Consider the following 15,838-nt stretch of genomic DNA (forward strand, 5'->3'; position numbering starts at 1 on the left):
TCGTCGTGAAACAGGTTTCCATTCCCAAACGGATCGAATAGCCCGATGAGCGTCGCACTGATTGCGTTCGGCGGCAATATCCCGTCAACAACGCGTGATGTCTCCCAGTCGCTGGAGGCTGCGGCTGCGATGCTGGGCGATCTGCCCGGCGTTGCCGGCCTGAGGCGGTCGCGCTGGTTCCGCACGCCCGCGCACCCCGTCGGCAGCGGCCCCGATTTCATCAACGGCGTCGCCCGGGTCGAGACGACGCTGGCACCGGCCGAACTGCTCGAGCGGATGCATGCGATCGAGGCGGCGCTGGGCCGGACGCGCCCCGCGCGCTGGGCGCCCCGGATCTGCGACCTCGACCTGCTGGCGATGGACGACATGGTGCTGCCGGACGCGGCGACCGTGCGCGACTGGATGGCGCTGGACCAAGGGAAGGCACAGTCGCTGGTGCCACCGCGGCTGATCCTGCCGCATCCCCGCATGCAGGAGCGCGCCTTCGTGCTGGTGCCGCTGGCCGACATCGCACCGGACTGGCGCCACCCCCTGACCGGGCTGAGCGTGGCCGAGATGCTCGCCGCACTGCCCGAGGCGGACCGCGCGGCGGTGGTGCCGCTCGAGCCTGGCGGCGCGTCTTGAATTCGCCGCGGTCGCACCATATACACCCCACTTCCGATCTGGATCAGCGACAGGGAGATGCCTCATGGCCCGCGTCACCGTTGAAGACTGCGTGGACAAGGTCCCCAACCGGTTCGACCTCGTGATGCTCGCGGCGCATCGCGCGCGCACCATCTCGTCGGGCGCGCCGATCACGATCGATCGCGACAACGACAAGAACCCGGTGGTCGCGCTGCGCGAGATCGCCGAGGAAACGGTCGAGCCCGACGCCCTGCGCGAGCAGGCAATCGAGGCGAGCCAGCGCCAGATCGAGGTCGACGAGCCGGAGGAGGACAACATGGCGCTCCTGCTCGGGGCGGAGATGGGGGCCCACCCTGTCATGCCGCAGCCCGCGACCGACGACCTTGACGAGGAGAAGCTGCTGCGCGCCCTGATGGCCGAGCAGGACCGCAGCTGAGTGCCATGGCCGGCGCCGGGCCCCGGCCCGGCCCCGGCCCGAGCGGAGCGTGATTGCGGTGATCCGCCAATACGAGCTGGTCGAGAAGGTCCGCGACTACAACCCCAACACCGACGAGGCGCTGCTGAACCGCGCCTATGTCTTCGGCGCCACCGCCCATGCCAATCAGCGGCGCGCGAGCGGCGAGCCCTACTGGGGGCACCCCCTCGAGGTGGCCTCGATCCTGACGGATCTCAGGCTCGACGACTCGACCATCGTCACCGCGCTCCTGCACGACACCGTCGAGGACACCCCCGCAACATCGGACGAGATCGCGCGCCTGTTCGGCGACGAGATCGCGGGGCTGGTGGATGGCGTCACCAAGCTCACCAAGCTCGAGGTGACCTCGACCGAAGCGGCGCAAGCCGAGAACTTCCGCAAGCTCCTGCTGGCGATGGCCAAGGATGTGCGGGTCATCCTCGTCAAGCTCGCCGACCGGCTGCACAACATGCGCACGCTGGATCACCTCAAGCCCGAGAAGCGCCGCCGCATCGCGCAGGAGACGATGGACATCTACGCGCCGCTGGCGGGCCGGATGGGCATGCAGTCGATGCGCGAGGAACTGGAGGATCTGGCCTTCGAGGTGCTGAACCCCGAGGCGCGCACCTCGATCATGCGCCGCTTCCTCAAGCTGAGGCGCGACAGCGGCGACCTCATCCCGAAGATCTCGGCGGAACTGACGCGCGTGCTGCGCGAGGCCGGCATCGCGGCCGAGGTGCGTGGGCGCGAGAAGAAGCCCTACTCGATCTGGCGCAAGATGGAGGAGAAGCAGATCAGCTTCTCGCAGCTCTCGGACATCTACGGCTTCCGGGTGATCGTTCCCGCGGACGAGGACTGCTACTGCGCGCTGGGCGCGATCCACCGGCACTGGCGCGCGGTGCCGGGACGGTTCAAGGACTACATCTCGGGGCCCAAGGCGAACGGCTACCGCTCGATCCACACCACGGTCTCGGGGCCGGGGGCGGCGCGGGTCGAGATGCAGATCCGCACCCATCAGATGCACGCGGTGGCAGAGACGGGCGTCGCTGCCCACTGGGCCTACCGCGACGGCGAGCGGGTCGAGAACCCCTTCGCCGTCGATCCCTACCGCTGGCTGCGCGATCTCGTCGCGCGCATCGAGTCAGGCAACGAGCCGCAGGAGTTCCTCGAGCACGTCAAGCTCGACATGTTCACCGACCAGGTGTTCTGCTTCACCCCCAAGGGCGATGTGGTGGGCCTGCCGCGCGGCGCCACGCCCATCGACTTCGCCTATGCCATCCACACGCGGATCGGCGAGCGCTGTGCCGGCGCGCTGGTCGACGGGCGGCGCGTGCCGCTGTGGACGCGGCTGAGGAACGGCCAGCAGGTCGAGATCATCACCGCCGAAGGCCAGCGCCCCTCGCAGCACTGGGAGGACATGGCGAAGACCGGCCGGGCCAAGCACGCGATCCGGCGTGCACTGCGCGACCGTCAGCGCGACGAGGAGGTGGCGCTGGGCCGCGACCTGCTCGACCAGACCTTCGCCCGGCAGGGCCGCGACAGCGGCGCCAAGGCGCAGCAGGCGGCTGCGGCCAAGCTCGGCCTGCCGTCGGTCGAGGCCATGCTGATCCAGGTCGCGCGGGGCGAGCTTTCCGCCCACCAGGTGGTCGATGCGATCTACCCGAGCCAGGCGGCCGAGCCCAACCCAGCCCCCGAGCCGCTTGCCGACCCGCGCCGCGTCACGGGCGTGAGCCGCAGCGCCGCGGTGATCTTCTGCCAGACCTGCCTGCCGGTGCCGGGCGAGCGGATCGTCGGCCTCGCGCGGCGCGGCGGCGTCGTGGTGCACGAGATCTCGTGCCCCGTGCTGGCGCAGCACGAGACCGATCTCGCGCGCTGGCACGACCTGCGCTGGGCGCCCGAGGCCGCGCGCGTGCCGGGTAACCTCGCGCGCATCGATCTGACGCTGCTGAACCAGCCGGGCACGCTGGGCAAGGTCTGCACGCTGGTGGGCGAGCAAAGCGCCAACATCGACAACATCGGCGTGACCACCCGCAAGCCCGACTTCTTCCTGATGACGATGGACCTCGAGGTGCGCGACTTGCGCCACCTCAACGACGTCCTTACTTCCCTCAGGGCACAGAGCTTCGTGAACCGGGTCGAGCGCGCGCGCCGGCCGCAGCCATCCGGGGCCGAGCCCGCGACCAGCGTCGATCAGCCGCGCCTGCCGCTCGACCCCGTCGGGCCATCCGGGGATTGAGCGCGCGGCGCGCGGCGGTATTGTCCCCGGCGGCGGGGCGTGGGGAGTTCGGCGGCAGATGATCTTCAAGCGGCGTGACAAACCGCCTCTTCTCGAGCGGATGCGCGAGATCATGTACCCGCGCAAGGGTGTCTGGCGTGGCCTGACCTACCTGCGGAAGCGCATGCACCGGCTGCCCGACAGCCCGCACCGCATCGCGCTGGGCTTTGCCTGCGGGGCCTTCGCGTCGTTCACGCCGTTCTTCGGCTTCCATTTCGTGATCGCCGCGGCGCTGGCTTGGCTGATGCGCGGCAACCTGCTTGCCTCGGCCTTCGGCACGGCGGTGGGCAACCCGCTGAGCTTCCCCTTCATCGCGGCGGCCTCGCTGCAGCTGGGCTGGCTGATCCTCGGCGAGAAGCCGCACGCGGTCGACGAGGGGTTCTCGTTCCACTGGCTGGTCGAGAACCTCGAGCTGATCTTCCTGCCCTATCTCGTGGGCGGGATCGCGCCGGGCCTGCTGACCGCCTTCGGCGCCTACTGGTTGATCGGCCCCCTCGTCGAGGCGTATCAGGAGAGGCGGCGGCGGAAGCTCGAGAGCCTTGCCGCGCAGCGGCGCCGAGTCATCGACGCCGAGCTTTCGGCCTATTCGGCGCATGACCGCCGGGAGGGAGACGATGCCTGAGATGACATCCGGCGCGGCCGGGACGGGGAAGCCGACACGGCCGCTGGGGCGGTTGCGGCTTGGCGTGAACATCGACCACGTGGCGACCATCCGCAATGCGCGCGGCGGCGGCCACCCCGACCCGCTGCGGGCCGCGCGCGTGGCCGAGGCGGCGGGCGCTGACGGCATCACCGCGCATCTGCGCGAGGACAGGCGCCACATCACGGATGCCGACATCGAGGCGCTGGTCTCGACCATCTCGCTGCCGCTCAACTTCGAGATGGCGGCGACCGATGAGATGCAGGCGATCGCGCTGCGCCACCGCCCGCACGCCGTCTGCATCGTCCCCGAGAAGCGCGAGGAACGCACGACCGAAGGCGGGCTCGAGGTCGCGGCCGACGAGAACCGGCTCGCGCATTTCATCGCGCCCCTGCGCGAGGCGGGCTGCCGCGTGTCGATCTTCATCGCCGCCGACCGTCGGCAGATCGAGGCCGCCGCACGCATTGGCGCGCCGGTCATCGAGCTCCACACTGGCGCCTATTGCGACGCCCATGCCGACGGGCGGCTAGCCGAGCGCGACGCCGAGCTTGCGCGGCTGCGTGACATGGCGGCCTACGCCCATTCGCTGGGGCTCGAGGTCCATGCCGGGCACGGACTGACCTATGACACCGTGTCGCCCGTCGCGGCCTTCCCCGAGGTGATGGAACTCAACATCGGCCATTTCCTGGTGGGCGAGGCGATCTTCTCGGGCCTCGACAGCGCCATCCGGCGGATGCGCGAGGTGATGGACCGGGCCCGCCGCGAGGCGTTCGGCGAGGGCGCGGCGTGACGGGCGATGCCGCCTTCCTGATCGCGCCCGCGCTCGCCTTCTTCGTCGCGGCGGCCTCGCCCGGACCTGCGACGCTCTCCGTGGCCGCGACCTCTATGGCGCGCGGACGGGCGGCGGGGCTCGCCATGGCGGCGGGGCTGTCGATGGGCCTCGGGTCCTGGGGCGTGGTGGCGGCGACCGGGCTCGGCGCGCTGGTGCTGGCCTGGGCCCCGGCGCTGGAGCTGGTCAGGCTCGCGGGCGGCGCCTTCCTGATCTGGCTCGCCTGGCAGTCGGCGCAGAGCGCGCTCGGGCCCGACGGCGCCGCGGGCGCGGCATCGGGCGCGAAGGGGCCGTGGGGCCTGTTCCGTCAGGGCCTGCTGCTGAACCTGCTCAATCCCAAGGCGCTGCTGGCCTGGGGGGCGGTGATCGCGCTGGGCATGCCCGCGGGGGCCGGGGCGGGCGAGTTCGCGGCGATCGTCGCGGTCTGCTCGGCGCTCGGATGCGCGATATATGGGGGCTATGCTGTCCTTTTCTCGCTGCCGGCGGTGCGGGCGGGCTATGCCCATGCACGGCGCTGGATCGACGGGGCCTGCGCCGCGGTCTTCGGCGCGGCGGGCGGCGCGCTTCTCGCCGGTCGGGCGTGACGGTGGGGGCCGGGCGATGATCGTCGGCATCGGGTCGGACATCGCCGACATCCGCCGCATCGAGCGCACGCTCGAGCGCTTCGGCGAGCGCTTCATCGCCCGCGTGTTCACCGAGATCGAGCAGGCGAAGTCCGAGCGCCGCCGCGAGCGCGTGGCCTCCTACGCCAAGCGCTGGGCGGCCAAGGAGGCATGCTCGAAGGCGCTGGGCACGGGGCTGCGGATGGGCGTGAACTGGCGCGAGATGGGGGTGGTCAACCTGCCCTCGGGCCAGCCCACGATGCAGCTTACAGGCGGCGCCGCTCTGCGGCTCAGGACGCTGATGCCGCCCGGGCTTGAGCCCCGGATCCATGTGACGATCACCGACGACCACCCCTATGCCCAGGCCTTCGTGGTGATCGAGGCGCTGCCGCCCGCCATCGCCGGCGCCTGAGGCCGGGGGTCGGCCGCGCCGGGGCATCGAGCCCCGCCGCGCCCGGCGCCGGCTGCGCCGCCGCGGCACCCGTGGCCGCCGGTGCGCTCCGCCCGCGCAACGATCGCATCCGCACTGGACAGGGTCGCGCGCGCGGGCGATGGTCGCGCCCCAGGGAAGAACGCCCCGGCGCGGCCTCCGTGCCGACCAGGGGGCAACACGTCGGGAGGATCGATCCATGAGTTTCATCCGCAGCGCGATCGCGGCCATTGCCGTCTCGCTGGTCCTCGTGCCCGCAGCCGGGCTGGCCGAGACCCGCGTCACGCTCAAGTCGGCCAAGACCGGCTCGTCCTACTACCAGATGGCGGTGCAGCTGTCGGAGGCGGTCAAGCGCGGCTCGGAAGGGGCGCTGATCCTGACGGTCGAGGAGAGCCAGGGCTCGGTGCAGAACGTGATGGAGGTGGCCGCCCGCAGCGGCAACTACGTCTTCACCACCCCGCCCGCGCTCGTGGGCGCCGCCGCCGCGGCCACGGGGCCGTTCAAGGACAAGGGCAACCCGCGCTTTGCCGAGATCCGTGCGCTGTTCCCGATCCCGTCGCTGACCATGCATTTCGTCGTCGATGCCGATGCCGGTGTCAGCGACCTCGCCGGGCTCGCGGGCAAGACCATCCTGCTCGGCAAGGGCAGCTTCGGCGCGACCGAGGGGGAGAAGTATCTCGAGCTCTTCGGCCTCAAGGACAGGGTGACCATCGCCGATGCCGAGTTGTCGAACGCCGTCGCCGCGCTCAAGAACGGCCAGATCGACGCCTTCGTGACTGCCGGGAGCTGGCCCGCGCCGAACGTGGTCGAGGCCGCGGCGGGCACCGGCGTCACGGTGCTCTCGCTTTCGGAGGACGAGGTCGCCGCGACCAAGCGCACCCGCACGCTGATCCCGGCGGGCACCTATGCGGGCCAGGGCGCGGACATCGTGACCACCTCGCTGCCGGTGGTCACCTATGCAACGACCGACATGGACGAGGCGACCGCCTATGCCCTGACGCGCACCTTCTGGGAGGAGCGCGCGCGGATGGCGGGCGAGGCCGCGTGGTGGACGGGCGTCGATGCGGGGCTTCTTGCCAGCATCGACGGCAAGATCCATCCCGGCGCGCTGAAATACTACGACGAGGCCGGGATGCCGGTCGCCGAGGCCAACCGCTGAGGCGCGCGAGCCCGCGCCGCGCTCGGCGGCGGCCGCACTCGCCGGGCGGGCGCCGCGCCTGCCCGGTGCTCCCGCCGCCGCGGCCCCGCCCGTCCCGGCCCGCCCTTGCCCCCGACCGGATCCGCCGATGACCGCCGAGACCGCGCCGCTGTCGCCCAACGCCCGGCTGCTGTGGGCGGCTCTTGGGGCGCTCACGATCGGTTTCCACCTGTGGCTCGTGTTCTCGGGGATCGTGCCGAACCTGGTGTCGCGGCCGCTGCACATGGCGCTGGCGCTGCCCTGGGCGCTGGTCTTCGCGGCGAGGACGCGGCGCGCGCGGCGCTCGGGCCTGGTGCTCTGCGCCGTTGGGCTTGCGGCGTGCCTCCATGTCGCGGCGAACGCCACGGCGCTCGGCGACCAGTACGGGTTTCTCGCCGGTCCCGGGCAGGTCGCGATGGCGGTGGCGCTGCTCGTTATCGTGCTCGAGATGGCGCGGCGCGCGATTGGCTGGCCGATGCCGCTGATCGCGGCGCTCGCGTTGGCCTACGGGCTCCTCGGCCAGCACATCCCCGGCGAGTTCGGCCATGCCGGCCTGCCGCTCTCGAGCTTCCTCGGCACGCTCACCATCACCGAAGGCGGGATCTGGGGCAGCCTCACCGGCATCTCGGCGGGCGTCGTCGCTATCTTCGTGATCTTCGGCGCGGTGCTCAACGCGGGCGAGGCGGGGCAGGGCTTCATGAACCTCGCCACCGCGGCGGCGGGGCGGCTGCGCGGCGGCGCGGCCAAGGTCGCGGTGCTGTCATCGGCGCTGTTCGGGTCGATCTCGGGCTCGGCCTCGGCCAATGTTGCCTCGACGGGCGCGGTGACACTGCCGGCGATGACGGGGCTCGGCTATCCCAAGCGCCTCGCCGGAGCGGTCGAGGCGGTCGCCTCTTCCGGCGGGCAGATCATGCCGCCGCTGATGGGGGCGGGGGCCTTCGTCATGGTGGAACTCACGGGCATCCCCTACACCGAGATCGTGATCGCCGCGCTGATCCCCGCCGTGCTCTATTTCGCGACGGTCTGGGTGGGCATCGATGCCTTCGCGCTACGCTTCGGCCTCAGCGGCCTGCCGGCCGACCGGATGCCGCCCGCGGCGACGGTGCTGGTCACGGCGGCCTTCTTCGCGATCCCTTTCGGCGTGTTGCTGGGGGTGATGTTCGCGGCCGGGATGACACCGCAATACGCAGCCGCAATGGCGATCCTGGCGGGGGCGGTGCTGCTCATGTTCGGGCCTGCCGGCTTCGTGCGACCGCGTGCCCTGCTGGCGCGGGCCGAGGCGGTCTGCATGGCGGCCGGCAGCCAGGTGGCGATGATCGCGTCGATCATCCTCTGCGCGTCCATCGTGATCGGCGTGCTGGGGATGACCGGGCTCGGGGTCAAGCTCACCTCGCTGATCCTGTCGGGGGCAGGGGGCGCGCTGTGGCCCGCCCTGCTGCTCACCGCGCTGGCCTGCCTGGTGCTGGGCATGGAGGTGCCGACGACCGCGGCCTATGTCATCTGCGTCTCGATCGCGGGGCCGGCGCTGCAGGACCTCGGGCTCGCGCCGCTCACGGCGCATCTCTTCGTGTTCTGGTTCGCGCTGCTCTCGACCATCACGCCGCCGGTCTGCGGGGCGGTGTTCATCGCCGCCGGGATGGTGGGCGAGAACTGGATCCGCGTGGCGTTCACTGCGATGGCGCTGGGGCTGGGGCTCTACATCGTGCCGCTCTGCATCGTGCATCAGCCCGCGCTGATCGAGCTTGGCGCCCAGCCGCTGGCGGCGCTGGCCGAGGGGGCGGTGACGGCCGCCGGGCTCGCGCTGGTTTCGTTCGGCATCATCGCGCCCGGCAGCGTCCTCAGCCGCGCCGCGCGCGTGGCGGCCGGGGCGGGGGTACTGGTGCTGCTGGGCGGGATCCCCTCGGCGCTGCTGGGCGGATGAGGCGCGCGCGCCCGGCGCTCCCTTGACAGCCCCCGGCAAGGCGGTCACATACGCCAGACCCCGCACTCAGGATCGAGTTCCCCCCGATGGCCAAGCGCGACAAGAAGCCGGATGGCGGCATTTGGGAGACTGTCAAGACGGTCTTCTGGGCGCTGGTGATCGCGGCCGTCGTGCGCTCGCTGTTCTTCCAGCCGTTCTCGATCCCCTCGGGCTCGATGAAGCCGACGCTGCTGGTCGGCGACTACCTGTTCGTCTCGAAGTTCTCCTACGGCTATTCGCGCTACTCGCTGCCCTTCGCGCCGGACCTGTTCGAGGGCCGGATCTGGTCAGCGCTCCCCGAGCGCGGCGATGTCGTGGTGTTCAAGCACCCCCGGCACGACGCCTGCTCGGAGGGGCCGGTGCGCTGGACCTACAACCTCGTCCGCGCCGTGCTGGGCCAGGGTCAGCCGGGGGCCAACGACTGCATCGACTACGTCAAGCGGGTCATCGGCCTGCCGGGCGACCGCATCCAGGTGCTGGGCGGCATCCTGCACATCAACGGCGAGCCCCTGCCGACCGATCGGCAGGCCGATTTCATCGAGCCCAAGGTACTGCGCGGCTCGCCGCCCAGCCTGCCGCGCTGCGTGAACGAGCCCGTCCGCCTCGGCGGCGACTGCCGCAAGGAGCAGTATGTCGAGACGCTTCCCGGCGGGCGGCGCCACGCCGTGCTGAACGTCGAGGGCGAGATTGGCCACCGCATGCCGATCGCGGGCCGGGCCGACGACACGCGCGAATTCGTGGTGCCCGAGGGGCATTTCTTCTTCATGGGCGACAACCGCGACAACTCGGTCGACAGCCGCTTCCCAGATGTCGGCGCGGTCCCGTTCGAGAACCTGATCGGGCGGGCGGACGTGATCGCCTTCTCGTCCGACGGGCCGCTCTGGCAGGTCTGGAGCTGGCGCTTCGACCGCTTCTTCAAGTCGGTCGAGTGAGGCGTGGCGCCGTGTCTGGGCCGGGCCCTTTGCGCCGGAGCCCAGGGTTCGGTATAGCCGGAAGGGCACACCCCGCCTGATGACCGGCCCGAGATGACGCGACCCGCCAAGCCCGCCGCCCTGCACGACCTCGAGACCGCGCTCGGCCACCGCTTCGCGCGGCCGGCACTGCTGGCCGAGGCGCTCACCCATCCCTCGGCCGCCGGCCCCGCGCGGCCCGACAACCAGCGCCTCGAGTTCCTCGGGGACCGGGTGCTGGGGCTGGTGATCGCCGAGACGCTGCACGCGGCCTATCCCGACGAGTCGGAAGGCACCCTTGCGCCGCGCCTCAACGCGCTGGTGCGCCGCGAGACGCTGGCGGAGGTCGCGGGCGAGATCGGGCTCGGCGCGCATCTCGCGCTGGGCCGGTCCGAGAACGTCTCGGGCGGGCGGCGCAAGACCGCGATCCTCGCCGACGCGATGGAGGCGGTGATCGCCGCGCTCTATCTCGACGGCGGCATGGCAGCGGCGCGCGGCTTCATCGAGGACCGCTGGACCACGCGCCTGCGCGCCCCGGCCGAGGCGCCGCAGGACGCGAAGACCCGGCTGCAGGAATGGGCGCAGGGGCGCGGCCTGCCGCCGCCCGCCTATCGCGTGCTGGGACGTGAGGGGCCGGATCACGCGCCGCTCTTCACCATCGAGGCCCGGCTCGAGACCGGCGAGAGCACCCGTGCCGAGGCCACCACCAAGAAGGCCGCCGAGCAGGCCGCGGCGGCGCGGCTGCTCGCCCACATCTTCGGGCCCGACGCGTGAGCGCCGCCGCCCCAATGCCGGAGAGAACAGCATGAGCGCCACCCGCTGCGGCTTCGTCGCCCTGATCGGCGAGCCCAACGCCGGCAAGTCGACGCTCCTGAACGCCATGGTCGGGGCCAAGGTCTCGATCGTCACGCACAAGGTGCAGACGACCCGCACCCGCATCCGCGGCGTGGCGCTCGAGGGCGCGGCCCAGATCGTGTTCGTCGACACGCCCGGCCTGTTCCGGCCGCGCCGCAGGCTCGACCGGGCGATGGTCGCCTCGGCCTGGGCGGGGGTCGAGGATGCCGACATCGTGGTGCTGATGGTCGAGGCCCATCGCGGCATCACCGACGGGGTCGAGGCGATCCTCGCCGCGCTCGACACCCATGTGCGGCCGGGCAGGACGGTTGCGCTCGCGATCAACAAGATCGACCGGGTCAAGCGCGACACGCTGCTCGCGCTTGCCGCCGCGCTGAACGAGCGGCGAGATTTCGCGCGGACGTTCCTGATCTCGGCCGAGAAGGGCAGCGGCGTGGCGGACCTCAAGCGCTGGCTGGCCGAAACGCTGCCGGAGGGGCCGTGGCTCTACCCCGAGGACCAGATCGCCGACCTGCCGCTGCGGATGCTGGCCGCCGAGATCACGCGCGAGAAGCTGACCCTGCGCCTGCATCAGGAGATCCCCTACCAACTCACCGTCGAGACCGAGGGTTGGGAGGAGCGCAAGGACGGCTCGGCCCGGATCGAGCAGGTGGTCTATGTCGCGCGCGAGGGGCACAAGGGCATCGTGCTGGGCAACAAGGGCGCCACCATCAAGGCCGTGGGCGCCGAGGCCCGCGCCGAGATCGCGAAGCTGATCGAGCGCCCCTGCCACCTGTTCCTGACCGTCCGCGTGCGCCCCAACTGGCTCGAGGAGCCCGAGCGCTACCGCGAGATGGGGCTCGACTTTTCGGACGGCGGCTGAGGCATGGCCCGGCTCGCCGCGCATGTCTGGGTAGGGGCGTATCTGAGCCGCCTGGGGGCCGAGGGTATCTACGCCCATGTCATCCATCGCGGCGATGCCACCGCGGGGGCGATCGCCGTGAAGGTTGCGTTCATGAATGGGCGTGCATCCTTGTGGTCACGGACATACGGTCTGGAGGGCGGGCTCGGCTGGGACGCCGAGATCGCGGACGCGCCGGAGGCCGAGGTCGACGCGGCGATTGCCCGAGCGCGCGGACGCGACCGCGACCTCTGGGTGATCGAGATCGAGGACCGGCGCGGACGCCACCTGCTCGAGGACCCGAGCCTCGCGGGCTGAGCGCGGCGCCGGCCCGGTTCCGCCGGCGGCGCGGGCTGGGCACGGGTGCGCGGCGGCGGGTGGATGCAGCGGACGGACGGGGCAGGCGAATGGACTGGCGCGACGAGGGGCTTCTTCTCAGCATCCGTGATCACGGCGAATCCTCGGCCATCATCGACGTGCTCACGGCCGGGCATGGCCGGCATTCCGGGCTGGTACGCGGCGGCGCGGGGCAGAAGATGTCGGCCATCCTCCAGCCGGGCTCGCAGCTTGCCGTCGAGTGGCGCGCTCGGCTCGAGGAGCACCTGGGCCATTTCCGGGTCGAGCCGCTGCGCAGCCGCGCCGCCGGCATCATGGCCGACCGCGGCACGCTGGCGGCCTTCAACGCGATGGCTGCGCTGATCCTGACAATGGTGCCCGAGCGCGGCGCCGAGGCAGGGCTGCACGAGGCGAGCACGGACCTTGCCGACGCGCTGGCCGCGCAGGCCGCCGACTGGCCCGCGCGCTACGCGCTGTGGGAGGTCGCGTTCCTCGACGTGCTGGGCTTCGGCCTCGACCTCGAGCGCTGCGCGGTCAGCGGCTCGCGGCACGACCTGGCCTTCGTCTCGCCGCGCACCGGGCGGGCGGTGACGCGCGCCGTGGGCGGGCCATGGGCCGACAAGCTGCTGCCGCTGCCGGGGTTCCTGATCGGTCAGGGCCGGGCCAATCCGGGTGCGGTGCGCGAGGCGCTGCGCATGACCGGCTGGTTCCTCGCCAACCGCGTCTGCCCAGCGCTGGAGCGCGAGGCGCTGCCCGAGGCGCGCGACCGGCTGATCCGCGCGCTCGACCGGCCGCAGACGCCACCCGCCACGGGCGGGCAGGGCAGTCCGGGCGGCGCCGCGGGACCCGGTGCCGGCGGCGGCCCCGGCGCCGTTTCTCATGGCATGTCGCCCCCCGCTCCGCCGCTGGCTGGTCGGCACCGCCCGGTGCCGGGGCATCACGCCCCCTGATCCCCGCGCCGCCGCACCCCGACCGCACCGGCACCGGGCGGGCTGGTTCTTGGCGCCGCGATGCGCTAAGGGCAGCGGCAGGAAGCGGCCGCCGCCGCGTCGGCGCGGCGTTGAGGGGAGCGAGGCGGATGCAGCGGATGCTCGCCGCACTTCTCGACAGGGTGTTGGGGCCGGGCAGCACGCGGCTCATCGCGCGCCTGATCGCCGAGACCGCCTGGGCGCATCGCCGCGGCTATGCGCTCGCGCTGGGGCTGATGGCGGTGACGGGTGCCATGGGGGCTGCCATCGCGCTCCTGATGGAGGACGTCATGCAGGACGTCTTCGTCGAGCGCCGGGCCGAGACCGTGCCCGCGATCGCCGCCGTCGTGCTGGCGGTGTTCCTGATCCGCGGCGCCTCGACCTTCGGCTCGCAGGTCATCCTCACCCGCATCGGCAACCGCATCGTGGCGACCCTGCAGAACCGGGTTTTCTCGCATGTTATGGCGCAGGGCATGGCCTTCCACGCGGGCGAGACCACTGGCGACCTGACCACCCGCATCTCGATGAACGCGGCTCAGGCGCGCGCGGCGTTGCAGCTGATCGCGCAGCGGCTGGGCGCCGACCTCTTCGCGCTGCTGGCGCTGGTGGGGGTGATGCTGTGGCAGGACCTCGCGCTCTCGGCGTTGTCGCTGATCGGGCTACCCGCGGTGCTGGGTGGCGTCGGCTGGCTGGTGGGCAGGGTGCGCAAGCTTGCTCGCGCCGAGGTGACGCTGCACGGCCGGGTGCTGTCATTGATGGCCGAATCGGTGGCCGGCGCCCGCGTGATCCGCGCCTTCGGGCTCGAGGACATCATGCGCGGGCGCATGGACCGCGCGGTGGCCGATGTGCGCGACCGCTCGGACCGCATTGCCGTGTTCCAGGGCCTGGTCGTGCCGCTGATGGAGACCATGGCCGGCATCGCCGGCGCGGCCGTCATCCTCTATGGCGGCCTCAGGGTGATCGGTGGGACGATGGAGGCCGGCACCTTCTTCTCCTTCGTCACCGCGCTCTTCATGGCGGCCGACCCCGCGCGCCGGCTCGCCCAGCTCAACGTGGCGCTGCGCCAGCAGCTTGCCGGGGTCGAGGCGATCTACGCCCTGCTCGACACTCGCGCCGAGATCCCGGAACTGCCGGGCGCGCCGGCCCTGGTCGTGCCGCGCGGCGAGATCGCCTTTCGAGACGTGCGCTTCGCCTATGGCGGGGTGCCCGCGCTCGACGGGATCGACTTCACCGCGCGGGCGGGCAAGGTCACGGCGTTGGTCGGCCCCTCCGGCGCGGGAAAGTCGACCGTGCTGGCGCTGGCCGAGCGTTTCTTTGACCCCGATTCGGGCCGCATCGAGATCGACGGGCAGGAGATCAGGACCGTCTCGCTCGCCTCGCTGCGCGCGAGCATGGCGCTGGTGACGCAGGAAACCTTCCTGTTCGACGCGACGGTGGCCGAGAACATCGCCTATGGCCGCCCCGGCGCCACGCGCGCCGAGATCGAGGCAGCCGCCGCCGAGGCCAACGCCGCGGGCTTCATCGCCGACCTGCCGCAGGGCTACGACACGGCGGTGGGCGAGGGCGGTGGCCGCCTGTCGGGCGGGCAGCGCCAGCGCATCGCCATCGCCCGCGCGATCCTGCGCGACGCCCCCATCCTGCTGCTCGACGAGGCCACCTCGGCGCTCGACGCCGAGTCGGAGGCGCATGTCTCCGAGGCGCTGGCGCGGCTGATGAAGGGCCGCACAACCATCGTGATCGCGCACCGCCTTGCGACGGTGCGCCGCGCGCATCACATCGTGGTCATTGACACGGGGCGGGTGGTCGAGGAAGGCACCCACGATATACTCACCGGCAGGGGCGGGCTCTATGCGAGGCTCGCCGAACTCCAGTTCGGGCCGCAGAAGGAACGGGCATGACAAGGCCGCCGCTCACGCTCTATCTCGCCGACCCCCGCGGCTTCTGCGCGGGCGTGGTGCGCGCCATCGAGATCGTCGAGCAGGCGATCGAGAAATGGGGCGCGCCGGTCTATGTGCGGCACGAGATCGTCCACAACAAGCACGTGGTGGACGAGCTGCGCGCCAAGGGCGCGGTGTTCGTCGAGGAGCTCGACGAATGCCCGATCGACCGCCCGGTGGTGTTCTCGGCGCATGGCGTTCCGAAAGCGGTGCCGGCCGAGGCCGAGCGCCGCAACATGCTCTATGTCGATGCCACCTGCCCGCTGGTCTCGAAGGTGCATATCGAGGCCGAGCGCCATCACGAGCGGGGCTTCCAGATCGTCATGATCGGCCATGCCGGCCATCCCGAGACCGTGGGAACCATGGGCCAGTTGCCCGAGGGCGAGGTGATCCTGGTCGAGACCGTGGCCGATGTCGGCCGCATCGGCCCGCGCGACCCCGAGCGGCTTGCCTTCATCACCCAGACCACGCTGTCGGTGGATGACACCGCCGACGTCGTCGCTGCGCTCAAGGCGCGCTTCCCGCGCATCGTGGGCCCGCACAAGGAGGACATCTGCTACGCCACCACCAACCGCCAGGCGGCGGTGAAGGAGATGGCGCCGAAGATCGACGCGCTCTTGGTGGTGGGGGCGCCGAACTCGTCGAACTCGCAGCGGCTGGTCGAGGTTGGGCGCGCGGCGGGCTGCCCCTATGCCATGCTGGTCCAGACCGCGGCCGACATCGACTGGCGCGCGATCGACGGCGTCCGCGCGGTCGGCGTCACGGCGGGCGCCAGCGCCCCGGAGGTGCTGGTCGAGGGCGTGATCGACGCCTTCCGCGCGCGCTATGACCTCGCCATCGAGCGCGTCGTGACCGCCGAGGAGAATGTCTCATTCAAGGTGCCCCGAATCCTGCGCATGGCGGTCTGACGGCCCGTCGCGA

15 protein-coding genes and 1 pseudogene are annotated in these 15,838 nt (G+C 71.7%); all 16 read left to right on the forward strand.

Features of this window, described 5'->3' with window-relative positions:
• Positions 1–45: 45 nt before the first annotated feature.
• Complete coding sequence (gene folK / locus M1105_RS11595) at positions 46–624, forward strand: 2-amino-4-hydroxy-6-hydroxymethyldihydropteridine diphosphokinase (RefSeq protein WP_249580532.1); 579 nt, start codon at positions 46–48, stop codon at positions 622–624.
• Between the two features lie 64 nt (positions 625–688).
• Positions 689–1,060, forward strand: coding sequence for a DNA-directed RNA polymerase subunit omega (gene rpoZ, locus M1105_RS11600; RefSeq protein ID WP_249580533.1), 372 nt, complete (start codon positions 689–691; stop codon positions 1,058–1,060).
• 58 nt (positions 1,061–1,118) lie between these two features.
• On the forward strand, positions 1,119–3,314 hold the full coding sequence (locus M1105_RS11605) for a RelA/SpoT family protein (protein ID WP_249580534.1): 2,196 nt from the start codon (positions 1,119–1,121) through the stop codon (positions 3,312–3,314).
• 58 nt (positions 3,315–3,372) lie between these two features.
• Entirely contained in the window at positions 3,373–3,975 is a 603-nt protein-coding gene (locus tag M1105_RS11610) for a DUF2062 domain-containing protein (RefSeq protein ID WP_249580535.1), read from the forward strand.
• A complete protein-coding gene (locus M1105_RS11615) occupies positions 3,968–4,783 on the forward strand; it encodes a pyridoxine 5'-phosphate synthase (protein WP_249580536.1) in 816 nt (271 codons plus the stop codon). Before M1105_RS11610 ends, M1105_RS11615 begins: the two co-directional genes overlap by 8 nt.
• Positions 4,780–5,406, forward strand: a complete 627-nt coding sequence (locus tag M1105_RS11620; protein ID WP_249580537.1) for a LysE family translocator — start codon at positions 4,780–4,782, stop codon at positions 5,404–5,406. Before M1105_RS11615 ends, M1105_RS11620 begins: the two co-directional genes overlap by 4 nt.
• Before the next feature lie 16 nt (positions 5,407–5,422).
• Positions 5,423–5,836, forward strand: a complete 414-nt coding sequence (gene acpS / locus M1105_RS11625; RefSeq protein ID WP_249580538.1) for a holo-ACP synthase — start codon at positions 5,423–5,425, stop codon at positions 5,834–5,836.
• Between the two features lie 217 nt (positions 5,837–6,053).
• Positions 6,054–7,013 (forward strand): TAXI family TRAP transporter solute-binding subunit, encoded by a 960-nt coding sequence (locus M1105_RS11630; RefSeq protein WP_249580539.1) that lies wholly within the window; start codon positions 6,054–6,056, stop codon positions 7,011–7,013.
• A 127-nt stretch (positions 7,014–7,140) separates the two neighbouring features.
• Entirely contained in the window at positions 7,141–8,952 is a 1,812-nt protein-coding gene (locus tag M1105_RS11635; RefSeq protein ID WP_249580540.1) for a TRAP transporter permease, read from the forward strand.
• Positions 8,953–9,038: 86 nt separating this feature from the next.
• The gene (gene lepB, locus M1105_RS11640; RefSeq protein ID WP_249580541.1) at positions 9,039–9,923 is read left to right on the forward strand and encodes a signal peptidase I; all 885 of its coding nucleotides are present in this window, start codon (positions 9,039–9,041) and stop codon (positions 9,921–9,923) included.
• Positions 9,924–10,016: 93 nt separating this feature from the next.
• Complete coding sequence (rnc, locus tag M1105_RS11645; RefSeq protein ID WP_249580542.1) at positions 10,017–10,715, forward strand: ribonuclease III; 699 nt, start codon at positions 10,017–10,019, stop codon at positions 10,713–10,715.
• A 31-nt stretch (positions 10,716–10,746) separates the two neighbouring features.
• Positions 10,747–11,658: a GTPase Era gene (gene era / locus M1105_RS11650; protein WP_249580543.1), complete on the forward strand. Its 912-nt coding sequence runs from the start codon at positions 10,747–10,749 to the stop codon at positions 11,656–11,658.
• Positions 11,659–11,661: 3 nt separating this feature from the next.
• Positions 11,662–11,994 (forward strand): DUF1491 family protein, encoded by a 333-nt coding sequence (locus M1105_RS11655; RefSeq protein WP_249580544.1) that lies wholly within the window; start codon positions 11,662–11,664, stop codon positions 11,992–11,994.
• Between the two features lie 89 nt (positions 11,995–12,083).
• Positions 12,084–12,803: pseudogene (recO, locus tag M1105_RS11660) on the forward strand (DNA repair protein RecO); the annotation flags it as partial.
• A 287-nt stretch (positions 12,804–13,090) separates the two neighbouring features.
• Positions 13,091–14,878, forward strand: a complete 1,788-nt coding sequence (locus M1105_RS11665) for an ABC transporter ATP-binding protein (protein ID WP_249580545.1) — start codon at positions 13,091–13,093, stop codon at positions 14,876–14,878.
• On the forward strand, positions 14,875–15,825 hold the full coding sequence (gene ispH, locus M1105_RS11670; RefSeq protein WP_249580546.1) for a 4-hydroxy-3-methylbut-2-enyl diphosphate reductase: 951 nt from the start codon (positions 14,875–14,877) through the stop codon (positions 15,823–15,825). The genes M1105_RS11665 and ispH overlap by 4 nt, the downstream gene beginning before the upstream one ends.
• The last annotated feature ends 13 nt before the right edge of the window (positions 15,826–15,838 follow it).

The sequence above is a fragment of the Thermohalobaculum sediminis genome (genome assembly GCF_023487995.1).
Classification (GTDB): domain Bacteria; phylum Pseudomonadota; class Alphaproteobacteria; order Rhodobacterales; family Rhodobacteraceae; genus Thermohalobaculum; species Thermohalobaculum sediminis.